22 protein-coding genes are annotated in these 24076 nt (G+C 66.9%); 14 read left to right on the top strand and 8 right to left on the bottom strand.

The genetic code is table 11. The features are described from left to right. Window positions 1-84 precede the first annotated feature (84 nt). The 4 genes from AC3WUF_RS18665 to AC3WUF_RS18650 all read right to left on the bottom strand — a co-directional run bounded on the left by AC3WUF_RS18665 (window position 85) and on the right by AC3WUF_RS18650 (window position 4282). Window positions 85-1410, bottom strand: a complete 1326-nt coding sequence (locus AC3WUF_RS18665) for a GDSL-type esterase/lipase family protein (RefSeq protein WP_492428391.1) — start codon at window positions 1408-1410, stop codon at window positions 85-87. Continuing rightward, window positions 1410-2372 (bottom strand): NAD-dependent epimerase/dehydratase family protein, encoded by a 963-nt coding sequence (locus tag AC3WUF_RS18660; protein ID WP_492428389.1) that lies wholly within the window; start codon window positions 2370-2372, stop codon window positions 1410-1412. The genes AC3WUF_RS18665 and AC3WUF_RS18660 overlap by 1 nt, the downstream gene beginning before the upstream one ends. Before the next feature lie 214 nt (window positions 2373-2586). Beyond that, the gene (locus AC3WUF_RS18655; RefSeq protein ID WP_492428454.1) at window positions 2587-3417 is read right to left on the bottom strand and encodes a phosphatidylinositol-specific phospholipase C/glycerophosphodiester phosphodiesterase family protein; all 831 of its coding nucleotides are present in this window, start codon (window positions 3415-3417) and stop codon (window positions 2587-2589) included. A 103-nt stretch (window positions 3418-3520) separates the two neighbouring features. After that, on the bottom strand, window positions 3521-4282 hold the full coding sequence (locus AC3WUF_RS18650) for an alpha/beta fold hydrolase (RefSeq protein WP_492428452.1): 762 nt from the start codon (window positions 4280-4282) through the stop codon (window positions 3521-3523). A 187-nt stretch (window positions 4283-4469) separates the two neighbouring features. On the opposite strand from AC3WUF_RS18650, the gene AC3WUF_RS18645 reads away from it, so the two are divergent. The 5 genes from AC3WUF_RS18645 to AC3WUF_RS18625 all read left to right on the top strand — a co-directional run bounded on the left by AC3WUF_RS18645 (window position 4470) and on the right by AC3WUF_RS18625 (window position 10011). Next, window positions 4470-5138, top strand: a complete 669-nt coding sequence (locus AC3WUF_RS18645) for a nitroreductase (RefSeq protein ID WP_492428387.1) — start codon at window positions 4470-4472, stop codon at window positions 5136-5138. 252 nt (window positions 5139-5390) lie between these two features. Further along, window positions 5391-6830: a DHA2 family efflux MFS transporter permease subunit gene (locus AC3WUF_RS18640; protein ID WP_492428385.1), complete on the top strand. Its 1440-nt coding sequence runs from the start codon at window positions 5391-5393 to the stop codon at window positions 6828-6830. A gap of 198 nt (window positions 6831-7028) precedes the next feature. Further along, window positions 7029-7856 carry a dioxygenase family protein gene (locus tag AC3WUF_RS18635; RefSeq protein WP_492428383.1) on the top strand — a complete coding sequence of 276 codons (828 nt, stop codon included), beginning with the start codon at window positions 7029-7031 and terminating at the stop codon, window positions 7854-7856. A gap of 77 nt (window positions 7857-7933) precedes the next feature. After that, window positions 7934-8644: a response regulator transcription factor gene (locus tag AC3WUF_RS18630; protein ID WP_492428381.1), complete on the top strand. Its 711-nt coding sequence runs from the start codon at window positions 7934-7936 to the stop codon at window positions 8642-8644. Next, a complete protein-coding gene (locus tag AC3WUF_RS18625) occupies window positions 8641-10011 on the top strand; it encodes a sensor histidine kinase (protein ID WP_492428379.1) in 1371 nt (456 codons plus the stop codon). Before AC3WUF_RS18630 ends, AC3WUF_RS18625 begins: the two co-directional genes overlap by 4 nt. Window position 10012: 1 nt before the next feature. Here AC3WUF_RS18625 and AC3WUF_RS18620 read toward each other — a convergent pair whose 3' ends face one another. Further along, the gene (locus AC3WUF_RS18620; RefSeq protein ID WP_492428377.1) at window positions 10013-10753 is read right to left on the bottom strand and encodes a lysophospholipid acyltransferase family protein; all 741 of its coding nucleotides are present in this window, start codon (window positions 10751-10753) and stop codon (window positions 10013-10015) included. 165 nt (window positions 10754-10918) lie between these two features. Between AC3WUF_RS18620 and AC3WUF_RS18615 the strand changes: the two genes are divergently transcribed. The 7 genes from AC3WUF_RS18615 (at window position 10919) to AC3WUF_RS18585 (ending at window position 17890) form a co-directional block, all read left to right on the top strand. After that, window positions 10919-12640: a phosphoethanolamine transferase gene (locus AC3WUF_RS18615; RefSeq protein ID WP_492428375.1), complete on the top strand. Its 1722-nt coding sequence runs from the start codon at window positions 10919-10921 to the stop codon at window positions 12638-12640. A gap of 38 nt (window positions 12641-12678) precedes the next feature. Continuing rightward, window positions 12679-13362: a response regulator transcription factor gene (locus tag AC3WUF_RS18610; protein ID WP_492428450.1), complete on the top strand. Its 684-nt coding sequence runs from the start codon at window positions 12679-12681 to the stop codon at window positions 13360-13362. Beyond that, entirely contained in the window at window positions 13352-14623 is a 1272-nt protein-coding gene (locus AC3WUF_RS18605; protein ID WP_492428373.1) for a sensor histidine kinase, read from the top strand. The genes AC3WUF_RS18610 and AC3WUF_RS18605 overlap by 11 nt, the downstream gene beginning before the upstream one ends. A gap of 75 nt (window positions 14624-14698) precedes the next feature. Continuing rightward, window positions 14699-15472 carry a phosphatase PAP2 family protein gene (locus AC3WUF_RS18600; protein ID WP_492428371.1) on the top strand — a complete coding sequence of 258 codons (774 nt, stop codon included), beginning with the start codon at window positions 14699-14701 and terminating at the stop codon, window positions 15470-15472. Between the two features lie 106 nt (window positions 15473-15578). Beyond that, window positions 15579-16037 carry a hypothetical protein gene (locus tag AC3WUF_RS18595; RefSeq protein WP_492428369.1) on the top strand — a complete coding sequence of 153 codons (459 nt, stop codon included), beginning with the start codon at window positions 15579-15581 and terminating at the stop codon, window positions 16035-16037. Between the two features lie 180 nt (window positions 16038-16217). Then, complete coding sequence (locus tag AC3WUF_RS18590) at window positions 16218-16898, top strand: lysophospholipid acyltransferase family protein (RefSeq protein ID WP_492428367.1); 681 nt, start codon at window positions 16218-16220, stop codon at window positions 16896-16898. Between the two features lie 11 nt (window positions 16899-16909). Continuing rightward, window positions 16910-17890: a tRNA dihydrouridine synthase gene (locus AC3WUF_RS18585; protein ID WP_492428365.1), complete on the top strand. Its 981-nt coding sequence runs from the start codon at window positions 16910-16912 to the stop codon at window positions 17888-17890. On the opposite strand, the gene AC3WUF_RS18580 is transcribed toward AC3WUF_RS18585, so the two are convergent. Together AC3WUF_RS18580 and AC3WUF_RS18575 are read right to left on the bottom strand one after the other, a co-directional pair. Then, a complete protein-coding gene (locus tag AC3WUF_RS18580; protein WP_492428363.1) occupies window positions 17887-19656 on the bottom strand; it encodes a DUF255 domain-containing protein in 1770 nt (589 codons plus the stop codon). The genes AC3WUF_RS18585 and AC3WUF_RS18580 overlap by 4 nt on opposite strands. Window positions 19657-19779: 123 nt before the next feature. Then, on the bottom strand, window positions 19780-21567 hold the full coding sequence (locus AC3WUF_RS18575; RefSeq protein WP_492428361.1) for an acyl-CoA dehydrogenase C-terminal domain-containing protein: 1788 nt from the start codon (window positions 21565-21567) through the stop codon (window positions 19780-19782). Between the two features lie 186 nt (window positions 21568-21753). Between AC3WUF_RS18575 and djlA the strand changes: the two genes are divergently transcribed. Together djlA and AC3WUF_RS18565 are read left to right on the top strand one after the other, a co-directional pair. Beyond that, window positions 21754-22539, top strand: a complete 786-nt coding sequence (djlA, locus tag AC3WUF_RS18570) for a co-chaperone DjlA (protein ID WP_492428359.1) — start codon at window positions 21754-21756, stop codon at window positions 22537-22539. Continuing rightward, on the top strand, window positions 22536-23411 hold the full coding sequence (locus tag AC3WUF_RS18565) for a MipA/OmpV family protein (RefSeq protein ID WP_492428357.1): 876 nt from the start codon (window positions 22536-22538) through the stop codon (window positions 23409-23411). Before djlA ends, AC3WUF_RS18565 begins: the two co-directional genes overlap by 4 nt. A 114-nt stretch (window positions 23412-23525) precedes the next feature. Here the strand turns inward: AC3WUF_RS18565 and AC3WUF_RS18560 are convergent, their stop codons facing one another. After that, a complete protein-coding gene (locus tag AC3WUF_RS18560) occupies window positions 23526-23975 on the bottom strand; it encodes an HIT family protein (RefSeq protein WP_492428355.1) in 450 nt (149 codons plus the stop codon). Window positions 23976-24076 lie beyond the last annotated feature (101 nt).

Here is a 24076-nt window from a genome sequence, read left to right as displayed (position 1 = left end):
GCATCCCTGTCGTAGCCCGGATGAAATCCGGGGCATCCGTGGCTCGAATCGGGCGCGGACCCCGGATTGCATCCGGGCTACGTTTTAGCGTGCGCAGGTGCCTACCGGCGGCGGCACCAGTGCTTCCAGCGGCACGGCGTTGGCCATGATCAACATGCCGACCGTGTTGGGATGCAGCAGGTCCGGAAAGTAGAACAGCGGATTGGGCATGTCGGCGGCCAGCGGGTTCGCCATGGCCTGATCGAAGTCGGCGATGCCTGCAACGTCGGTCTGCGCGCGGATCAGTGCGTTGAGATTCTGGCGCTCCACTTCAGCCATCGCAGGCCAGGTGAAGATCGGCGTGCCGATCCGCGGCATGATCGTGCCGACCACAATGCACAGGCCGCCCGACTGCGCGCGTCCGACCATATTGCGAATCCCCGCGAAGACCACATCCGCCGTCACGCCGGCCGACAGGTCGTTGGTGCCTTCGAAGATCACGACGCTGCGCACGCCGGGGCGTTGCAGCACATCCCGCTCGAAGCGCTCGACGGCAGGAGGGCCCTGGAAAGCGCTGGCGGGGTCGAGGCCTTCGCGCGTCACGGTGTTGCTGTTGATGCCCTGGTTCAGCACGCCCATCGCGACGCCGGCATCACGCACACGCTGCGCGAAGAAATCCGGCCAGCGCGTGTTGAGCACGGTGTAGGCGCCGTCGGTGATCGAATCTCCGATCGCGACGATGCTGCCGTCGCTGTCCGGCGCGTAGACATCGATGCCGCTGACGAAGAACCAGCCCAGCGTCGGTTGCGTGAAGCCCAGGCCGCTGACGTCGGCCGTCACGTCGCCGACGCGCGGCAAGCTGACGTAGTTCGGGCCGAAGGACACGGCGTGCCAGGTGATCGGGCCGGATTCCCCGACGACCTGGAAGCTGATCGCCAGATCCTCGCCGACGCTGTAGGAGAAATCGAGCGGATCGCTGACGGCTTCCGCGCCGGCTGCGATGGTCACGCCGGGCTCGCCATCGAACAGCACCGGCGTATCGGTGCCCGGCACGATGGCCGGCCCGGTCAGCAGCACGCTCGTAGCGAGGCGCACCGGTTCGAAGCGCACATCGCGATCGCCCATCAGATTCGACAGGCGGATGCGCACTCGCTCGCCGCCGATGGTCGGGTGGACGATCATGCGGAAGCTCTGGTCGACGGCTTCGTCATCGACGAACAAGGTCGGGATCGGCGGCAACGGTACCGGCAGCGGAACCGGCACGATGCCCGACAGCGGTCCCAGCGGGTAAGGCCCGTACGGTGCGGTGGACCATGCGCCGATCCAGCCCTCGTCGTTCGCGGAACTTCCACCATCCGTGCCGGAATCGGAACCACAGGCGGCGAGCAGCGGCAACGCGCCGCCGAGCAACACGATCAGTGCCTGCTTCATCACGCGCCGAGTTCCTTGAGGCCCGCCTCGACCGAGATGCGGCCGACATAGCCCAGCTCGCGGCGTGCGAGGGTGTCGATGACCGTGACGTCCTGCGTGCCGAGCGCGATCGACATGCGCGTGATCGGCGGCGCGCCCGGCAGTGGCAAATATTCCCAGGCGAACTCACAGACCGTCGCGAAGAACTTCACGAAGCTGCGCGGGATGGATTTTTCCGGCACAGTGATACCGCGCGTCGCGAACAGGCGCGTCATGAACTCGCGGAAGGGCTGCGGCGCGCCATCGGTCAGGAAGTACGCCGCACCGCCCCTGCCTTTCTCGGCGGCGAGCAAGGCGCCTTCACAGACGTTGGCGACATGGCAGGTGGACGTGATGTAGCGGCCGCCGTTGACCCAGGCGAACTGACCTTTCTTCACCGCTTCGACCAGCTGCGGCAACACCGAGCTGTCGTCGCGGCCCCAGATCAGGCGCGGACGCACGACGGTGCAGCGAAAGCCCGGTGCGTCGGCGGCGCGCACCAGCTTCTCCGCCGCGGCCTTGGTGGCCGGATAGCGCGGCAACGGATTGCTCGGCAAGGGTTGCGACTCGTCGATGTCGCGCATCGGCCCACCGGTTGCATACGCCGCCTCGGTGCCGATCAGCACGAAGCTCTGCACGCCCGCGGCGCGCGACACCTCCAGCAGATGCTGCGTGCCCTTCACGTTGATGCGCTCGAACTCGGCGCGCGGCCCCCATTCGGCGACGATCGCCGCGGAGTGGATGACCCAGTCGGCACCGGCCAGCTGCGCCGCGCTGACATCGAGCAAATCGGCAACGACCGGTTCCGCGCCCAGGGCGGCCACCGCATCCTGCGCCGCCTTCGAGCGCGCGAGTGCCAGTACGCGATGTCCCTGCGCGCGGCTTTCGCGGATCAGATTGCGGCCGAGGAAGCCGGAGCCGCCGGTGATGAAGACTGTCGTCATGTGCGCGGTCCCGCCACCGTGGAAATCAGGCGTCCATGCTATGCCGCGTAGCTGGGCTTGGCGCTAGGAATATTGGACGGGGCGCGGCAGGTTTTGCCAGGAGAAATAGCCGTCCGCTTGCATCGAGCGTTTGCGAAGCAGGGGTATCAGGGGGTCGCTGCGGAGGCCTGCCCCTCACCCCGGCCCTCTCCCCGCAGGTAGGGAGAGGGAGTGCTCAGGGGGTCGTGCCATCGCGCTCGCGCAGGAAGGCGGCGAGGCCGGCGAGATCGTCGCTGTTCAGATGATCGACACCGGCGTCATGCAGTCGCGTCCACAAGGCGGTCCGTGCGTCGCCGGCTTCGTCCGGCGTTTCCCAGAAGCGGATGCGATAACCGCCGGCGCGTGCCTTCGCCATGATCCCGTCGAGGCGCGCGGATTCTTCGGCGGGCATGGCGCCTTCGCCGCGCCAGCTGAACTGCGTGCTCCAGTTGTCGGAGATCAGCGGAACCAGCGTGGCCGCTGGCGGTGCGTCGAGATCGCCAAGGCGACCGTCGATGAAAGCGAGGCGCCGCGTGGCCGCCGCGAGCGTGGCGGTCGGACGATTGCCGGAGATGACGACTTCCACCGCGCCCGGCGTGACGACGCCGTCTTCGTAGACGCTGAGCATCGGCGCGTAGTCGGCCAGCGTTGCCTCCAGCGCGGCCCAGGTCGTGTCCGCGGCGGTCTTGAAGTCGACCAATAACTGAAAGGGCCGCTGCTGACCCGGATAGATCGCACCGTACTGCTCGAAGCGCGCGAGTAGAGGATCGAGATACAGGCCGCGCAGCTCACGATCACTGCGGATGTCAATGACGTTGTGGGCCACGTATAGATCGTCGCCGAGCGCCGTCGCCCAGACGTCCGCTTCGACGCTCATGAATCCCTCGTCCAGCGCATCGAGCAGCGGCCGCGTGTGCTCGTAGTCGTTGTGCGCGTGGGCCTTCAGCAATGGCGCCGCTACTCCGGGCGGTGGCGTGCCGCCCGCCAGCGGCGTCGATTCGCTGCACGCGGAAAGCAGGCTGCACATCAGGGTGGCGGCGAGCGCCAGGCGAACGGTTTTCATGACGCTGGTCCTTCGGTCTGAGGGCCCAGTCTAGACCGAGGAGATTGTCGCCATGTTGCGGGTGGCGCTACTCGTCGAGGAAGGCGTCGATCATGCGGTTGACGTCTTCCGGCCGCTCCAGCGCGGCGAGATGGCCGGTGCGCGGCATCAGCTCAAAACGAGCGCCGGGAATGGACTCCGCCATCGCCCGCGTCTCCGGCACCGGGAAGGTCGGATCCTCTTCGCCAGCGACGACCAAGGTTTTCGCGCGGATGCGGCCGAACAGGGCGTGCTGGTCCGGCCGTCGGGGCACGACGCTGCGTACCGCCCAGTAGACGGAGCTGGCGTCGATGCGCCCGACCGCGGCGCGAATTTCCTCGGCGACTTCGGGCCGTTCGCGCGCCGTGGTCTTGCCGACGAACGCGGCGACGGCGCGCTCGACGAAGGGGCCGCGGAAGCCGCCAAGCAGGCGGACGATCTCGCACAGCACGGAGAATTCGAGACGCTGCCGCAGACCGGCGCGCGACGCGGTCGCGTTCATCAGCACGATGCGGTCGATGCGCTGCGGATGCAGCGCGGCGACGGTGCCGCCGATCATGCCGCCCCAGGAGTTGCCGACCAGATGGCCACGCTCGGCGCCCAGTGCATCGAGGATCTGCACGACGCACTGCGCGCATTCGTCGAAATCGAACAGGCGCGTCAGGGGATCGCTGCCGCCGTGGCCGGGGGAATCGATCAGCACGACGCGATAGCGGTCGGCGAAATGCCGCGCCTGCGCGATCCACATGCCGCCGTCCATCAGCAGGCTGGGCCAGAACAGGATGACCGGACCGCTGCCGGCGATGCGCAGGCGCAGCTGGCCGAGTTGGGTGGCAACGCGGCGGTCTTCGAACTGCGGGGCATGGGCGCTCATCGGCTCAGCCTAGCCAGTCAGCACCGCGGCGGGAAATGCGCGTTGTGAATGCCTGCGGATTCAATCCCTGCATTGCCGCCGGGCGCTTATGCTGTGCGCCTTGTCCCTACCGCCTGCCACATCCATGAACGTCAGCGACGCGATCAAGCAACGCATCTCCACCCGCGCCTATCTGCCCGCCCCGGTTTCCGAAGAACTCATCCGCGAGCTGCTGGAAGTTGCGCGCTGGGCGCCGTCCGGCGGCAACCTGCAGCCCTGGCGCGTCATCGTCGTGTCCGGCGCGGCGCGCGACGCGGTGGTCGACATCGCCCGCGGCTACAAGGGCATGTTCCCCAACGAGGACGCCGACCGGCCGCCCTATCCGCCGAACATCTGGGAGCCCTATCGCAGCCGCCGCTTCCAGGTCGGCGAGGACATGTACGAGATCCTCGGCATCCCGCGTGAGAACAAGGCCGCGCGGCTGGCCTGGGTCATGCGCAACTTCGAATTCTTCGGTGCGCCGGTCGGCGTGTTCTTCGTCACCGACGAGCGCATGGGCACCGGCCAGTGGGCGCATCTGGGGATGTTCATGCAGACGCTGGCACTGGCCGCCGAAGAGCGCGGTCTGGCGACCTGCTTCCAGGAGTTCTGGGGCACGCTGCGCAAGACGCTGAAGGGCCACTTCGCGCTGGGCGAAAGCGAGCTGCTGTACTGCGGGATGGCGCTCGGCTACGCGGACAAGGCGGCGCCGATCAACAGCCTGCGCAGTGCGCGGGCGAGTGTGGATGAGATTGCGAGTTTTCGGTCTGAATAAAGAATGCTCCCTCTCCCCGCCTGCGGGGAGAGGGCTGGGGTGAGGGGCCGCGCGCCATGCAAGAAAGATGCAGGCAGGTCAGATGCACAAGCTGGAAGACGCCTCGCGCGAACACGCGCTGCGTCGAAAAGACGCCCCTCACCCCGACCCTCTCCCCGCTCGCGGGGAGAGGGAGAGTTGTGAAAGGAATGCATGTCGAAACGACGCCGCACCATTCGACTGACTGCAAACACCCTCGTTTAAGCTAACCCCATGACCGAATCACTCACCCCCCGCCAACGCTGGCTCGCCCTGTACGTGCTGTGTGCCGGCGTGCTGATGATCGTGCTCGACACGACCGTCGTCACCGTTGCCTTGCCGTCGATCCAGGCCGACCTTGGCTTCACCGAGACCTCGCTGGTCTGGGTGCTCAACGCCTACATGCTGACCTACGGCGGCTTTCTGCTGCTGGGGGGCCGGCTCGGCGATCTGTATGGCAACCGGCGCTGGCTGCTGATCGGGCTTGTGGTGTTCACCGTGGCCTCGCTGGCCTGCGGCATTGCGCAGTCGCAGTGGCTGCTGGTTGTCGCGCGTGCGGTGCAGGGACTCGGCGGCGCGGTGGTCACCGCGGTGGCGCTGGCACTGATCATGAATCTGTTCCCGGACAACGTCGATCGCGCGAAGGCGATGGGCATCTACGGTTTCGTCTGCGCGGCCGGCGGCACGATCGGCGAAGTGCTCGGCGGGATGCTCACCGAATGGCTGAACTGGCACTGGATCTTCCTGATCAATCTGCCGATCGGCGTCGTGGTCTATGCGTACTGCCTGAAGCTGCTGCCGCGGGACGTCGCGCCCGCGGTGCGGCAGCGGCTCGATGTGGCCGGCGCGGTGACCGTCACGCTGGGCCTGATGTTCGCGGTCTACGCGATCATCGAGGGCAATGCGGCGGGCTGGGGCTCGCTGCAGACCGTCGGCCTGCTCAGCACAAGCGGCGTGATGCTGCTCGCCTTCCTGATCCTCGAAGCCAAGGTGCGCGATCCCTTGATGCCGCTGCACCTGTTCAAGCTGCGCAATCTGGCCACCGCGAATGTCGTCGCCGTGTTGTGGGCGGCGGGCATGTTTGCGTGGTTCGTGATCTCCGCGCTCTACATGCAGCGCGTGCTGGGTTATACGCCGCTGAAGGTCGGCCTGGGATTCCTGCCGGCCGATGCGATCATGGCGGTGTTCTCGCTGGGCCTGTCGGCCCGCCTGGTGATCCGCTACGGCATTCGCGGGCCGACCTGGGTTGGCCTTGGCATCGCGGCCTTCGGCCTCCTGCTGTTCGCCAACGCGGCGATCGACGGCAGCTACGTGGCGAACGTGCTGCCCGGCATGCTGCTGCTCGGCATCGGTGGCGGCATGGCCTTCAATCCGCTGCTGCTGGCGGCGATGAACGACGTCAGCGAAGACCTCTCCGGCCTCGCATCCGGCATCGTCAACACTGCGTTCATGATGGGCGGCGCGCTGGGCCTCGCGGTGCTCGCGAGCCTCGCCGATACGAGAACCCGCGAGTTGCAGGCCGCCGGCCAGGAGCTGGTCGTCGCGCTCAATGGCGGCTACCAGCTGGCCTTCCTGCTCGGCGCCGGCGTGACGGCGCTCGGCGCGCTGCTCAGCGCCTTGCTGCTGCGCCCGCGCCCGCAACCGCTGGAGGCCTCCGCGGCGGCGGCGCATTGAGGCGGACGCACCGCTGATCGGCATTCGCAGCGCCGCCGGTCGGCCATTCGTTAAGAACCGGTAAAGATTGCTGCGCACGGCGCGCAATGGCGCAAGACTGCGCTCGCCCCTCACCCAGCGAGCCGCGTCATGCCAGTCCCGAAGTCCTCCCGCCCAGAGCCGATCTCCCCGCCGTCTACGCAGGCCTCCGCCAGGGGCATGGAGTGGATCGATCGCGTCGCCCACCAGCAGCTGCTCACGCTGCGTCAGCGCTGGACGCGGCGCCGCGCGCTCGCCGCGCTGGGTAGCGGTGCTGCCGCCGCGGTCCTGGTTGCCTGCGGTGGCGGCTCCAACGGCACAGGCTCATCGCCATCGCCGACGCCAACACCATCGCCCAGCGGATCGCCCAGCCCGACGCCGGGTCCGACGCCCAGCGGCAGCTGCAGCGTGATCAATACCGAGACCGGCGGCCCCTATCCGGCCGACGGCAGCAACGGTCCGAACGTGCTGGCCAACAGCGCCGCCTTCCGCGCCGACATCCGCCCGGATATCGGCGGCAGCAACCTGCAGCCGGGCGCGCTGTTCCAGCTGCAGATCACCGTGGTCGACGTCTCCAATGGCTGCGCGCCGCTGCCCGGCGCGGCGGTCTATCTCTGGCACGTCAACGCCGCCGGTGAGTACTCCGCCTATGGCGCACAGGCGTCCAACAGCTTCCTGCGCGGCGTGCAGGTGGCGGACAGCAACGGCCGCGTGACCTTCACGACGATCTACCCCGGGCGCTATGCCGGGCGCGCCGTGCACATGCACGCGCGGATCTACCAGGACCAGTCGCTCGCGACGACGCTGAAGACGACGCAGTTCGCCTTCGACAGCGATCTCGACAACGAGGTCTACGCGCAGGACGACAACTACGCGGCGAGCGCGGCGACGCGCGAGACGCCCAATGCCAGCGACGGTATCTTCCGTGATGGCGTCGAGGACCAGCTGGTCGACATCAGCGGCGACGAATCCTCCGGATATGTCGGCAGCATCACCGCCGGCGTCTGATCCTGCTGGTCTGATGACTGTGCCGGCGATTGAATGACGTGGTTGACGCAGACAGGCCCCATGCGCAGGCTGGCGTCATGCCAGCCTCCGCTCGCCCCGCGCAACTGCTGCTGATCGACGATGACGTCAAGCTGACGCGCCTGCTGACTTCGTACCTGCACGAGCAGGGCTACAACGTCACCGCGGCGCACGACGGCCAGAGCGGCCTGGAGCACGCCGGTTCCGGCCGCTTCGACCTGATCGTGCTCGACGGCATGCTGCCGAAGCTCGATGGCCTCGACGTGCTCAAGCGCCTGCGCGAACACTCGAACGTGCCGGTGCTGATGCTGACCGCGCGCGGCGACGAGTCGGACCGGGTCGCCGGCCTCGATGGCGGCGCGGACGACTATGTGCCGAAGACGGTCTCTCCGCGCGAGCTGATCTCGCGCATCCGCGCACTGCTGCGGCGCTCCACCGCGACGGCGCCGGCCGCATCGAGAGAGATCGCCGTCGGCAATCTGCAGATCGACCTCGACGCTCACGTTGCGATGCTGGCCGGCGCGCCGCTGACGCTGACGCCGGTGGAGTTCGACCTGCTCGCCGAACTGGCGATGCATTGCGGCAAGACCCGCACGCGCGCGCAGCTGATCGAAGGCCTGCGCGAACGCGCGTTCGACGCCAGCGACCGCTCGATCGACGTGCATATCACCGCGCTGCGCCGAAAGCTCGGCGACGATCCGCGCGAGCCACGCTTCCTGCGCACCGTGCGGGGCGTCGGTTATCTGATGCAGCGGCCCGGCTTTGCATGAAACTGCGCTTGCCGCTGTATCTGCAGGCGCTGCTGCTGCTCGCGGTCAATCTACTCGTGCTGTCGGCGCTGCTGATCGGCTGGGCCGGCTGGGGCAGCGTGCTGTCGCCCGCCGCGCGCGAACGTCTGACGGTGATCGGCGAGCGCGTCAGCAGCGCACTGTCGGCTGCGCCACAGTCGGAATGGCCGCAGATTCTGGAGCAGTTCGGCCAGCCGCCAGACATTGTCTACAGCAGCAGCGGCCCGAAGACCCTGCCCGGCATGCGGCGGCTCGGGCCGCCGGGCTTCGAGGGCGGGCCGCCGCCGGATCTCGGGCCGCCGCCAGGGCCTCCAGGCTTCGGCGGCGACCAGCGCATCGAGCTGAGTTCGCTGCACTGGTGGGGGCCGTACCGCATCCTCACGCCACAGATGGTGACGACCGATCGCGGACGCGAGCCGCTGGACGTGATTATCGAAGTCAGCTCGCCGCGATCGCTGGCGGTGTTGCTGGGCATCGGCGAATGGATCCGCATTGCGCTGCTCGCGATCGGCTTGTCGGCGGTCGTGTGGGCGCCGTTCTTCATTGGCGCGGTGCGCGCGATCGTCCGCATGCAGCGCGCGACGGCGGACATCGCCGACGGCCATTTCGATGTCCGCCTGGCCGAACTGCGCCGCGACGAACTCGGCGGACTGGCCGAATCGATCAACCACATGGCGCAGCGCCTCGATCAGTTCGTCAGCGGGCAGAAGCGCTTTCTGGCGGATACCGCGCACGAGGTGATTTCACCGCTGGCGCGCATCCAGATCGGCCTGGGCATCCTCGAATCGAAGCTGAGCGACGATCAGCGGCCGGCCTTGCGGGATGTGCAGGAAGACGTCGAGCAGATGTCCGCGCTGCTCAACGAACTGCTGCTGTTCTCGCGCGCCGGCCTGGAAACCGCGCAGGCGCCGGCGGAAGCCGTGAAGCTGCAGGCGCTGCTCAGCGAAGCCGCGGCGCGCGAGGACGTCAACATCGACGTCACGTCGGTCGATCCGGCTCTAGGCGTGCTCGCGCAGCGGCCGCTGCTGTTGCGCGCCGTCGCCAACCTGCTGCGCAATGCGCATCGCCACGGCGGCGGCCAGACGGTGGAAACCGCGGCGCGGGCCGACGGCGCGAAGGTGCTGCTGTGGATCCGCGATCGCGGTCCGGGCGTACCGGCCGAGGCGCTGGAAAAACTCGGCCAGCCCTTCTATCGCCCGGAGGCCTCGCGCAGCCGCGAGAGCGGCGGGTATGGACTGGGGCTGGCGATCGTCCGCGCCTGCATCAAGGCCTGCGGCGGCGAAGTCCACTTCCGCAACCGGCCGCAAGGCGGCTTCGAGGTCGAGCTGTCGCTGCCCGCCTTGCGCTGAATCAGTGAAGCCGGGCGTGCTCGGCGCGGATGCTGGCCTCGGCCTCGGCGACGACCTCATCGAGCGAACGGCCGGCCGGCTCGATCGCCGGCAGCACGGTCCAGCTCAGCTGCTCGCCGACACCCATCGGAAAGCTGCCGTAGCGGTTCAGCGTCCAGGTGTTGTGGATGTAGATCGGCACGACCAGCGCGCTCGGCGCCTTCTTCAGCAGGGTCTTGACGCCGCCGGCCTGGAACGGCGCGATCGCACCGGTCAGCGACCGCGTGCCTTCCGGGAAGATCACGGCCGAACCGGCGGTGTCCTCGATCAGCTTGCCGAGCCGGCCGATCTCCTTGAGCGCCTGGCGCGGATCGTCGCGATCGATCAGCGCCGCGCCGCTGTGGCGCAGGTTGTAGGACACGCTGGGAATGCCGCGCGCGAGTTCGATCTTGGAAACGAACTTCGGCGCGTGGCGACGCAGGTACCAGCTGATGCCGGAGATATCCAGCTTGTTCTGATGATTGGCGACGAAGATCAGCGGCCTGCCGCCCGGCAGCGGCGCCGCCTGGCTCGACGACAGGCGCGTGCCGAGAATCCACAGCGAGTGGACCAGCAGGAAGTTCAGCACCGTCACGCTGCCCTGATGCGCGCGTGCGCCGAAGACGTTGAGCGCGACGAACTGCACGACATGGAAGATGTTCAGCAACATCAGCCACACGATCAGGAAGATCGGGGTGAGGATGTAGCCGATTGACTTCTTCATTCAGGTGCCAGCGAGGGGCGGAGGGGTGCCGCAGTATCACCGATTCAGTGTCGGGGGTTCTCACCCGCGACCGGTTTCCTAACGAAATCCTCACGGACGCGTTGCTAGTTTCGCGCCTCAAATGACCTGGCGCCCGGCAAGAACGTGAACCTCCGCAAGCTTCTGATGTCGCGCGTCCCCGCGGCAGAGACCGATTCCTCGCCGCTGGTCGTCGGGGGCCGGGAATCCGCGACATCGGCGCGCGTCTCCGCGGCTCAGTCGATGCTGCCGACGCTGGGCGCCAACCAGCTGCTGGTGCTGACGGCGCTGTATCTCGTCGCGACCCAGAACCTGTCGTTCTTCAGCGCGGTGCTGCAGTCGCTGCCGCGGCCGCTCGGCGCCCAGGAGTGGCGCATCCTGGCATCGACCGTGTTCGCGATGTCGACGATCCTGATCACGGCGATGGCCGGCTTCTGCCTGCCGCGCGTGCAGAAGCCGGCCTTGGCCACCTTCGTCGTCATTGCCGCGGTCTGCAGCTATTTCATGGAGAGCTTCGGCACCGTCATCGACCGCGCGATGATCGCCAACGTCCTCAACACCGACACCCGCGAAGCTGCCGACCTGCTGCGTTTCGATTTCTTCCTGCACGTGCTGTTGCAGGGCGCACTGCCGGCCGCGGTGATCACCCGCCTGCCGCTGCGCTACCGCAGCTTCGGCGCCGAGCTGGCCCGGCGCCTGGCGCTGGTCGGCCTCATGCTCGGCGGGCTGCTGCTGGTCGTGTTCAGCCAGTTCAACACGCTGAGCTTCTGGGGCCGAGAAAATCGCGATGTGCGCCTGTACGTCAACCCGACGGCGCCGATCTACGCCTTCACCCAGATGCTCAAAGAAGCCCTGCCGAAGGGCCCGCCGCCGCCATTGCTCTCGGTGGCGCCGGATGCGCATCGTGTCGTCGCGAATCCGGCGGCGAAGCCCTTGCTGGTCGTCCTCGTCGTCGGCGAGACCGCGCGCGCCGCGAACTTCGGCCTCAACGGTTATGCGCGCAACACCACGCCGCGCCTGTCGGCCACGCCGGACCTGATCAATTTCCCGAACTTCGAGTCCTGCGGCACCGCGACGCTGGAATCGGTACCGTGCCTGTTCTCGCGCCTGAACCAGAGCGATTTCAGCCGCAAGAAGGCGCGCGCCGAGGAGAACCTGCTGGATATCGTCGCGCGTACCGGCGTGCCGGTGATCTGGCGCGACAACCAGTCCGGCTGCCAGGGTGTCTGCGCGCGCACCGGCTCGGTCTCGCTGGAGTCCGTCGACGACAAGGCGCTGTGCGCCGACGGCGAGTGCCATGACGCCATCCTGCTGAAGAATCTCGACGAGGTCCTGCCGCGGCTGGCCGGCAGCGCGAACTTCCTTGTGCTGCATCAGAAGGGCAGCCATGGCCCGGCGTACTTCAAGCGGTATCCGGACAGCGCGCGGCGCTTCACGCCGGACTGCCGCAACGAAAGCGTGCAGCGCTGCTCGCGCGAGGAGGTCGTCAATGCCTACGACAACACGATCTTCTACACCGACAGCGTGCTCGCCGACCTGATCGAGCATCTGCGTCAGCGCCAGAACAGCGTCGACAGCGTGATGCTGTACGTCTCCGATCACGGCGAGAGCCTGGGCGAGAACGGCATCTACCTGCATGGCCTGCCGCGGCGCCTCGCGCCGGCCGAGCAGACCCACGTTCCGATGCTGGCGTGGTTTTCGGCGAACGCGCCGGCCGCGCTGGGAATGGACATGCCGTGCGTGCGCGCCGCCAGTGCCCGGCCGGCCTCGCACGACGCGCTGTTCGACTCCGTACTGAACCTCCTCAGCATCCGGACCGCGGCCTACATCCCCGCTCAGGATCTGTTCGCGCAGTGCCAAAAACACTAGCCACAGATGCTAGTCTGCGCGGTGTGAACACTGCGCCGCTGCGATTGCTTCTGATCGAGGACAACCATGACCTTGCCGCGAACATCGGCGAGTTCCTCGAGTCGCGCCAGCACTTGGTCGACTACGCCAGCGATGGCCTGACCGGGCTGCACCTTGCGGCGACCAACAGCTATGACGCCGCGATTCTGGATCTCGGCCTGCCAGGCCTGGATGGCGTGACGCTATGCAAGCGCCTGCGCGGCGACGCCGGCAGCAGCCTGCCGATCCTGATGCTGACCGCGCGCGATACCGAGCGCGACAAACTGCTCGGTTTCGATGTCGGCGCCGACGATTACCTGACCAAGCCGTTCTCGCTGCCCGAACTGCATGCGCGCCTGCTGGCGCTGACACGGCGCAGCCGAGGCAGCGCGACCCAGCTGCTGCAAGTGGCCGACCTGACGCTCGACCGCCATACGCTGGTTTGCCGCCGCGCCGGCCAGCGCCTGGAGCTGACGCCCAGCGGGTTCAAATTGCTCGAACGCCTGATGGCGGTTTCGCCGAAAGTCGTCTCACGGCGCGACATCGAGATGACGCTGTGGGGTGACGACCCGCCCGACAGCGACGCCGCATTGCGCGCGCACATCCATGCGCTGCGTCAGGCGGTGGACCGCGACCACGCCGTGAAGCTGCTGCACACCGTGCACGGCATGGGATATCGCATCGGGGCCGACGATGGCCTTTAGATTGAACCTCAGCCTGCGCTCGCGCTTCATCGGCGCGCTGCTGATCGTCGCGACCTTGCTGTCCGGCGGCTATTACTACGCGATGCATCAGTTCATTGAGGTGCTCGAAGAGGAGCTGGTGACGCAGTCGCTGATGCGCGAGTTGAACGCCTTCACGTACTACTACCTGCAGAATCCGGCCATCCAGCCGGCCGAGCGCGATGGCATTCACACCTTCGTCTATCCCGCGGGCGTGCCGATGGCCGATCTGCCGCCGCCGCTGGCGCAGTGGAGCAACGGCACGATCGGCGAATTCAAGTGGCAGGGCGGCGAGTACCAGGCCGTGCGTCACGACATCGGCGACACGCGGATCTACATGAGCCTTGACCTCGCGCGTGTCGAGGATCTTGAAGCGCGCCTCGTCACGTTCGCCTGGGTATTCATTTCCGGTGCGCTGCTGGCGGCCGCCGTCGTCGGCGTCGGCCTGTCGCTGCTGGTGACGCGGCCGGTATCGCGGCTCGCGCGCATGGTCACCGAGCTCGATCCGATGCACCGCGGCGTGCGCCTGGGCAGCCAGTTCGGCGATCGCGAGGTCGGCCAGATCGCGCATGCCTTCGACCTGTACCTGCAGAAGATCGATCAGTACGTCGAGCGCGAGCAAGCTTTCACCGACGATGCCAGCCATGAGCTGCGCACGCCGCTGGCGATCATCATCAGCGCCGCGCAACTGCTCGAGGAAGATCCCGAGCTGAGTCAGCGCGCGATCGAAAGGCTGGCACGCATCCGCCGCGGCGCGGCGCAGATGCAAGCCCTGATCGAAGCGCTGCTGTTCCTCGCCCGCGAAGACGGCGGCATGGCGACCGACGCCTGCGCGCTGCACGAAATCCTCCACGAGAGCGCCGAAACCCTGGGTGAGCAGATCAGCGAAAGAGCGCTGAACATCCATGTGGACATCGCAACGCCGGTGACCGTGCAGGCGCCGCGCGCCATGGTGCTGTGCATCGTCCACAACCTGATCGGCAATGCGATCCAGCACACCAGCCGCGGGCGCATCGACGTGCGCCTGACCGAGCAGGAGCTGATCGTGCAGGACACCGGCAGCGGCATTCCACCCGATGCCCTCGACCGCATCTTTGCGCGGCGCTATCGCGGCGCCCAGAGCCGCGGCCTGGGTCTGGGCCTGTACATCGTCCAGCGCATCTGCGATCGCCTCGGCTGGCAGATCACCGCCAGCAACGCCGCCGGCGCCGGCGCGCGCTTCACGGTGAAGTTCAAGGTCTAGACCCGCTGCGCTCGCTTACGAATTCCTTACGCGGCGGCAACGCGTCTCTAAGGATCGGCTTGCGAGGATGCAGTCATGAAACTGCGCCTCCCTGCTTCGCTCCCAAGCCTCCGCCGCTGCCTGTCGCTGCCCGTATGCGGCGTCATGCTGGGCTTTTCTTCACAGGCAGTGGCCGCCGATCCGGCCAAACCGCTGTGGGAGCAGAGCGGCGACATCCTGCAATGGGGCATTCCGCTGGTTGGGCTTGGCCTCAGCTTCGTGCTCGACTCCGACGGACACTGGTCCTTCGGCGGCAACCGGACGTCGATGGCCGAGTCGCTGTTCGACGGCAGCGCCGACCTCGGCAGCGGTTTCGGCTCGGCCTTCGGTTGGCCGGGCCCCGACCTCAACGGCAGCCGGCAACATGATTTCATCGTGTCGTTCGCGCGCATGGAAGTCGCGACCTACGCGCTGAAATACGCGATCAACGCGCAGCGGCCCAACGGCGGCGGCCAATCGTTTCCGTCCGGCCACACCGCGGCGGCGTTCATGGGCGCGGAGTTCATCCGCAAGGAGTTCGGCCCCTGGTGGGGCGCACCGGCCTACGGCGCGGCGGCCTGGGTCGGCTACACGCGGGTGCGCTCGCACAATCACTACTGGCGCGATGTCATTGGCGGCGCCGCGCTGGGCATCCTGTCCAACTACGATTTCGGCAGCATCGAAACCTCGGCGGGAACCTTGTCGGTCAGCCCGACACTGATGATGGCCGACGACACGCTGTGGGCACGGCCGGACCCGCTGGGCGATCCGCCGTCATCCAACTTCGACGAGCTGCCGACACCGGGCCTGAGCATCAAATGGACCTTCTAAGCCGCTGATTCGACCGTTCATTCCGCTGTTCAGATCGAGGACAGGCGGTCTGGTTCTAAATAGCCATATCAGTATCCGCCGCACCGCACCGCTCAACGAAAATCTCATGTCGAATCGCACCACCACATCGCAGCAGTTCCGCATTCAGGACATTCCTGAACTCGGGGCACTGCCGTGCGCGAAGCCGGCTGCACTGAACGACGCCGAACGCGGCAAGCTGCGTGAGCACTATGCGCGGATGATCGTGCGGTTCTCTTCGGCGGCGGAGCTGCGCAGTGAAGAGGCCCAGTTGGTCCAGCGCCGGTTTGCCAAGATGATGACCGTCAATACCGATTATCCCTTGCGCGCGGCGCTGGCCATGCTGGAACAAGGCCAGCAGCTGTCGGGCGCCGAAGTCGCGGTCATCGTCTCCGCGGCCGAATGCGGCGAGACCGAACTGGAGCACGTGCGCAAGCTGATGCAGAACCCGGCGCTGCTGCCGGATGCCGCCGTGAGCACCGCGATTCGCGACCATGTGCTGCAGTCGAACAGCCTCTTCCTCGGACCGCTGCGCGCCGGCTTGTAGGGATTTGACGCTTCCGCGTCGGGCTTCGCCGACGCTGTCACACGACCTTCGACCAACTCACGTATCCTCGACCGGGCCACGGGTAACATCCCCTGGTCAGCCGCGCGCATTCCGCAACGCCCGGCACGCTCCCCACGCGGCTTGACGACCGCGGCCCCGGCCGCCTGGATTGCCGCGCTCATGTTCAAGCTCTTGCTCGCCACGCTGGTGTTCGCCGTCGTGCGCACGTTGATGGCGACGTACCGCTTCCGCTTCCAGGGTGCGGCGCTGCGTGCCGATCCGACGGACTGCCCGCTGTACATCCTGGCGATCTGGCATCAGAACCTGTTCGCCGGAATCCTCGCGCAGACCGGCCGCCGCCACGTCGTCATCGTGTCGCGTTCCGGCGACGGCGATCCGGTGAGCTTCCTTTGCAAGCGCCTCGGTCATCAGGTTTCGCGCGGCAGCTCGAAGTGCGGCACGCGCGACAAGGGCGGCAAGCAGGCCAAGGACGAAATGATCGACATCCTGCGCAGCGGCATCCCCGGCGCGATCACGGTGGACGGTCCGCGCGGGCCCGCGCATGTGGTCAAGCCCGGCATCATCGAGATGGCCCGTCTCACCGGCCTGCCGATCGTGCCCTACCTGCCGTTGCCGCGGCACTACTGGTCGTTCAAGAGCTGGGACCGGTTTCGCGTTCCGAAGCCGTTCACCAAGATCGACATTCACTACGGCGCGCCGCTGCATGTGCCGGCGGACACGCCGTTCGAAGCGTTTGCCGGCATCCAGCAGACGATTGCCGACGCCCTGATCGACATCGAGCAGCGCCAGCGCATCGCGCTCGCGCAGCCAGCGCTGGGCAGCGCCCTGTCCGGTCCGTAAGATGCCGCCGCATGCAGCTGGCATTGGCACCGATGGAAGGCTTGGTCGACGACGTCCTGCGCGACGTCCTGACGCGCGTGGGCGGCGTTGACTGGTGCGTCAGCGAGTTTGTCCGCGTCACTGATCAGCTGTTGCCGGAAATCTGCTTCACCCGTCTCGCGCCCGAGCTGGCGAAGGGAGCAAGGACTCCCGCCGGCACACCGATGCACTTGCAGCTGCTCGGCTCCGATCCGGTCTGTGTGGCCGACAACGCCGCTCGCGCGGTCTGCCTCGGCGCGCCGGTCATCGATCTGAACTTCGGCTGCCCGGCGAAGAAGGTCAACAATTCGCGCGGCGGCGCCATCCTGCTCAAGGAACCCGAGCTGCTGCATGCCATCGTCCGCGAGGTGCGTCGCACCCTGCCCGCGAGCATTCCGGTCACCGCCAAGATGCGCCTCGGCTTCGATCACACCGACCTCGCACTGGACTGCGCGCAGGCCCTGGACAGCGCAGGCGCCGCGCAGATCGTCGTCCACGCGCGCACCAAGACCGACGGCTACCGGCCACCCGCGCACTGGGAATGGATTGCACGCATCGACGAGCTGGTCGATGCGCCGGTCTACGCCAACGGCGAGATCTGGACGATCGAGGATTGGCAGCGTTGCCGCGCGATCAGCGGCGTCGATAACTTCATGCTCGGCCGCGGCCTGGTGGCGAATCCGGATCTGGCGCGGATGATTCGCGCGCAGGCGGAACGCCGCGAGGTCGTCCCGCTCAGCTGGGCAGAGCTGCAATCATCGCTGCAATCGTTCTGGCTGCAGGTTCGCGCCAAGGCGGAGCCGCGTCACGCCCACGGACGGCTGAAGCAGTGGCTGTCTTCGCTGGCGCTCAGCTACGCCGAAGGTGCGGAGCTGTTCGCGCAGATCCGCCGGGAGAAGGATTGCGATGTCATCGATCGCGTGCTGGGCGTGATCTTCGAGCCCGGCGAAGTCCGGGCCACCCCGATTCACTAGGGCGCGCCGGACAGCTGCGCGATGCTGCGCGCGTAGCGCTCGGCGTCAAAGCTGGGCACCGAACAGCGCCCGTCGCCGCAGACAAAGCCGCCCGCCTTCGGCAGCTTCGGATACCCCACATCCATGTGCTGCAACGGCCCCTCGGCCGGATCCCACCATTCGACGCGCTTGTAGGCGCCAGGCACCTTGAGCGCGACGTTGTACAAAGCCCGCGCCGCGGCATCGGACTTGGCGCCGACGATGGTCAGATGCAGCGGATCGCGAGTGAGTTCGTCGTCGGCAATCAGGATTCCCGCTTCCTCGAATGCGGCATCGACGACGGCGTCGGCCGCCAGATAGCGCATCGCGCGCCGGGCGGCATCCTTGTCCGCGTCGCGGCCGCTGTAGTGGTGCAGAAGATTGAAGAAGCGCGCCGCCGAGATGTTCTCGGCCAGATCCGGCAACGGAGCGATCGGCGAACCCTCGGCCCTTGCGGTCGGATAACCCGCGACACCGCCGCCGAAGTCGCGAATCATGGCATCCGCCGCCGCCATCGACTGCTTCAGCCACTCGCGTTCCGCACTGACGCGATACAACTGCAGGAACGCACGTGCCGGCGCCAGTGTGTCGTTGAGATTGCGCTGGCCGTTGTCGGCCTCGTCATGGCGGAAGCTGCCGTCGGCATTGCGCCGGTGCTTCAGCAACCACTGAGCTGCGGCACGCGCCGCATCCAGCGCCTGCTGATCCGCCGAGGTTTCGTACAGCACCGCCAGGGCTTCCGCCGCTTGGCCATTCGCATCGGCGTATTGATGCGGATCGATGCGCGGCAGACCCCGCGCGCGCCGTGCACGATCGTCGAGCGCGAAGTAGTCATGCGCCTTCACGCCCTGCTGCTGGTCGGCGTCCTGGCTGACGCGAAAACTGCCGTCCGGGGTTCGCAGCATCTTCAGGAGAAAGTCGCGGATCGCGCGCGCCGCATCGAGATCGGCCTGGCGCCCCAACCGCGCCCAGGCCAGTGCGTAGACGCGCAGCGCGCCGGCCTGGCTGCGCATGATCTTCTCGTAGTGCGGATGCTGCCAGTCGCTGCCGGTCGAGTACTGATAGATGCCGCCCCACACCGGATCGATCAGCGCACGCGCAGCGCTCAGCGTCTGCTCGGCCTTGCGCCGCTCGGCCGGCAGTTCGGCGTGAGCCAGCGCGTACTCGACGCTGTCGCGATCGATGAACTTCTGCGATGTGCGCAGCCCGCCGAGCTTGTCGTCGTAGCTTTTCGAATGACGTTCGAGCAGGAACGCGCGGCCGCCGGCGCTCAGGGCACTGGCAAGCGCTGGCCTGATCTCCGGCGGCGGCTCCACCTCGGGACTCGGGTCCTTGACGATCGCGTTCAGCAGCGCGGTGAAATCCTCGGCTGAACGATAGCCTGCGCGCTTGACGATCTCGCGCCCCTCGGCGTCGAAGAAGATCAGCGCCGGCCAGCCATAGTCGCGATAACGATTGGCGAGCAAGGGATTGGCGTCGTGATCGACTTTCAGCACGACGAACTGCTCGGCGAGCAGCTTCCTGACCGTGGAATCCGCAAAGGTCTCGGCCTGCATCACGTGGCACCAGTGACACCACACCGCTTCGAGGTAAAGGAAGACCGGCTTGTGTTGCCGGGCGGCGGTGGCGAACGCGGTCTTTGGCTCGGTCTGCCACTGCAGGCCATCGACGGCAGACGCCGCGAGCGGGCTGCTCGCGAGCAGCACCGCTGCCAGGAAAGCGACCAGCTTTTGGAGTTTGCGTGACAAGGGTTTCGGCGGTGGGAATCCGTTGCTGTATACGCAGCTGCGCCGGCAGAGGATGCACGCAAAACCCACCCACAAAAAAAGCGCGCCGGCAAAGGCGCGCTTTTTCGTGCCGCGAAGCCCTGCTTAGAACAGCGCTTCTTCCATCTCCATCAGCGCCTTGCTGCCCGAACGCGCCTGCTGGATCATCGCGGTGGATTCCGGGTAGAGCTTGGCGAAATAGAAGCGCGCAGTGAGCAACTTGGACTTGTAGAAGCTGTCGCCCGAATCGAGCTTGGCGGTCGCGACGCCGGCGGCGTAGCACCAGGCGAACGAGAACACCAGGTGGCCGATGACGCGCAGGTAGGGCACGGCGGCGGCGCCGACCTCGTCCGGGTTCTTCATCGCCTTCTGGCCGATTTCCATCGTCAGCTTCTGCACTTCGCCAAGCAGTGCGGCGAGCGGATCGCAGAATTCCTTCATCGCCGGGTTTTCGGCGTGCGACTTGATCAGCTCCTGGATCACCTTGCCGAACTTCATCAGCTTGGCGCCGCCGTCGGCGAGCACCTTGCGGCCGAGCAGGTCGAGTGCCTGGATCGTGTTGGTGCCTTCGTAGATCATGTTGATGCGCGCATCGCGCACGTGCTGCTCAAGGCCCCATTCGGCGATGTAGCCATGGCCGCCGAGCACCTGCATCGCCAGCGTCGTCGACTCGTAACCGTTGTCGGTGATGAAGCCCTTGATGACCGGCGTCAGCAGCGCGACGAAGTCCGCGTTGTCCTTGCGCGTCGCTTCGTTCGGGTGCTTGTGCTCACGGTCGATCGCCAGGCCGGCCCAATAGCTGAAGGCGCGCGCGGCTTCGACGTAGGCCTTCTGCGTCAGCAGCATGCGACGCACGTCCGGGTGGACGATGATCGGATCGGCCGGCTTGTTCGCCGCCTTCGGCCCCGTCAGCGAACGCGACTGCAGACGGTCCTTCGCGTAAGCCAGCGAGTTCTGGTACGCGACTTCAGCCAGGCCGACCGACTGCATGCCGACGCCCAGACGCGCGCTGTTCATCATGACGAACATCGCGTTGAGACCCTTGTTCGGCGCGCCGACCATCCAGCCCTGCGCACCGTCGAAGTTCATCACGCAGGTGGCGTTGCCGTGAATGCCCATCTTGTGTTCGATCGAGCCGCACTTGAACTTGTTGCGCTCGCCGAGCTTGCCGGTCGCGTCCGGAATGAACTTCGGCACGATGAACAGCGAGATGCCCTTGGTGCCCTGCGGCGCATCCGGCAAGCGCGCGAGCACGAGGTGGACGATGTTCTTCGACATGTCGTGTTCGCCGGCCGAGATGAAGATCTTGGTGCCGGTGACCGCGTAGGAGCCATCGCCGTTCGGCTCGGCCTTGGTCTTGAGGATGCCGAGGTCGGTGCCCGCATGCGATTCGGTCAGGCACATCGTGCCGGTCCACTCGCCGGAGACCAGCTTGGGCAGATACAGATCCTTCTGCTCCGGCGTGCCGAACGCATGCAGCGCGTTGTAGGCGCCGTGACTGAGGCCCGGGTACATGGTCCAGGCCTGGTTGGCCGAGTTCATCATTTCCATGAAGGCGCTGTGGATGACGTGCGGCAGGCCCTGGCCGCCGTAGTCCGGGTCCATGCCGAGCGCACCCCAGCCGGCTTCGACGAACTTTTCGTAGGCTTCCTTGAAGCCGGTGGGCGTCTTGACCACGCCGTCACCGAGGTACTTGCAACCTTCGCGGTCGCCGACCTGGTTGAGCGGGAACAGGACTTCGGCGCAGAACTTGCCGCCTTCCTCCAGAACCGAGTCGATCGTCGCGACGTCGATGTCTGCGTGCGGAGGCAATTTCTTCAGGTGCGATTCGACATTGAGCATCTCGTGCAGGACGAACTGCATGTCGCGCAAAGGGGGGGTGTAGCTAGGCATTGCAGGGACTCCAATCGCTAAGGTGAAAAGGCAGGAAAGGTGGAAATCTGGTCTGCAAAGGGTACCTCAGAGGGCTCCCCGGCGGCACCCGTCAATGTGCTGCAAAGCCTTTTCCCATGCGGATTTCAGCCATTTCCCACAGGTTTCGTCCCGGGGCCGCAAACGAAACCCGCTAAAATTGTGCCAATGAATCCCGCAATCCTGATCGGCGCCTTCCTGGGCCTGGCTTTTTATGGCTGGCGTGGCGCCCTGATCGGCGCGGCCATTGGCTACTTCGTCAGTCAATTCCTGCGCAGTTCGGTGCAGCGCGTCGTCGGTGCCGCCACGGCGGCGCAGGCACAGTTCGTCGAGTCGACGTTCGCCGTGATGGGCGCGGTCAGCAAGGCCGACGGTCAGGTCACGCACGAGGAGATCCGCCTGGCCGAGACGCTTTTCGCACAGTTCCGCCTGTCGCCGGCGGCGCGCGAAACCGCCAAGGCGGCGTTCGCTCGCGGCAAGTCGGCCGACTTCGACCTCGATGCCGAGGTGGCGCGCTTCGCCGCCGCCAGCCGCGGCCAACGCGTGCTGCATCAGATGTTCATCCAGGTCCAGCTGTCGGCGCTGGCGGCGGACGGGCGCGTGCATGCGCATGAACACGCGATGCTGCTGCGCATCGGCCGCGGGCTGGGCCTCAGCGAAGCGGAGATCGGCCAGCTCGAATCGATGCTGCGCGGCGGCGGGGCCAGTTCGGCCGGTCGCGGCGGCGTGTCGTCGGCACAGAAGCTCGACGAGGCCTATCGCGTGATCGGCGTGCCGGCCTCGGTCAGCGATGCCGATCTGAAAAAGGCCTACCGGCGCCTGATGAGCCAGAACCATCCGGACAAGCTTGCCGGCCAGGGTCTGCCGGAAAGCATGCGGGCGATGGCGGAGCAGCGCACGCGGGAAATTACCGGCGCCTACGAGATCATCGAAAAAGCGAGGGCCGCCGCATGAAGTGCTCCGGCGCTGTGGCGGCGCTGCTGTTCCTCGGCGCGGTCGGATCTGCGGCGGCGCAGACACCGAGTGCCGCACCTGCGGAATCGGCGGAGTCGAAGGACCCGGTACATCCGCGCTGGGAGGCCGGCATCGCCGCGGGTGCGTTCACCGTCGCCGACTATCCGGGTTCGGACGAATACCGCACGCTGGCGGCGCCGCTGCCCTACTTCGTCTACTACGGCACCGTACTGCGCAGCGACGAGCGCGGTTCGCGCCTGCGCCGCGCGCTGACGCCGAACGTCGAGCTCAACATCAGCGGCAGCGGTGCGCTGTCCAGCGACTCGGACGGCTCGGACGCCCGCAAGGACATGCCGGACCTGGGTTACCTGGTGGAACTGGGTCCGAACCTGGCACTGAGTTTCGACGGCCCGCAGCCGCGCTCGAAGATCTACGTCAACCTGCCGCTGCGCGGCGTGCTGTCGATCGGCGACCCGGATCTGAGCTGGCGCGGCGTGCTGTTCGGCCCGGAAGTCGCCTGGCGTCAGCAGCTGATCGCGGACGATGCGCTGAGCCTGCGCGTTTCCTTGGGCGCCGATATCGCGAGCACGCGCCTGCATGAATATTTCTACAGCGTCGCACCGGAGTTCGAGATTCCGGGCCAGCGCCCGGCCTATGCCGCGGACGGTGGTTATCTCGGCAGCAATCTCAATCTGCGACTGAGCTACGCCTTGAGCCGCACGATTCGCGGCTTCGTGTCGGTCAGCTATTACAACTACGCCGGCGCCGCGAACTCGGACAGCCCGCTGTTCCGCAGCGAAGACGGTTACTCTGCGGCCGTGGGCCTGTCCTGGTCGTTCCTGCGTTCGAAGCAGTCCGCCGTCGTCGAGTAGCGCCTCAAAAGAGGCCGCCGGGCGAACCGGCGGCCAACATGGAGGATGTGAGCTTCGGCACTCACGGGACCAAGTCTGCGCCGCCGCAGGCTCAAAACCTGAGCCTGCACCGACTCACTCGGCGAGTTGCGCGCGGATCAGCCGGGCGAGCTCGTCGAGCCGCTGGCGCCGCGCCGCGGTCTCCGGGCGGCGAACCGTCAAGGTCGTGATATGCCAGACCAGCTTGCTCAGCGTCTGCAGCGTGTCGCCGGCATAGCGCGGAATGACGTGAAGATGGACATGCGGCACGGTCTGGCTGGCCGCCTTGCCGTCGTTGACGAGAAAATGCTGCGCCTTGCTGCCCAGGCCGCGTTGCTGGGCCAGCGCGATGCGTTGGGCCACCCGCCACAGGTGATCGCTCAGCGCCGCATCGAGTTCGGCCAGCGTCGGCTTCGACACGCGCGGCACGACCAGCACATGACCGCGGCTGATCGGATTGATGTCCATGAAGGCGACGCAGCGTTCGTCCTGGTGGACATAGCTGGCCGGAAGCTGGCCGGAGATGAGACGGTCGAAAATAGTCATCGTGAACTCGTGGCGGATACAGGATGCGTCATGGTAGTTCGGCGCCGCGCCATGGCCAGCCCTGTGGCCCGCGACGCCGCAGGCTATGATCGCCGCAGAGG

Source organism: Fontimonas sp. FW305-C-3, assembly GCF_058783185.1.
The sequence above is the reverse complement of the archived record's forward strand: the minus strand, read 5'-3'. Positions and strand labels throughout refer to the sequence as shown.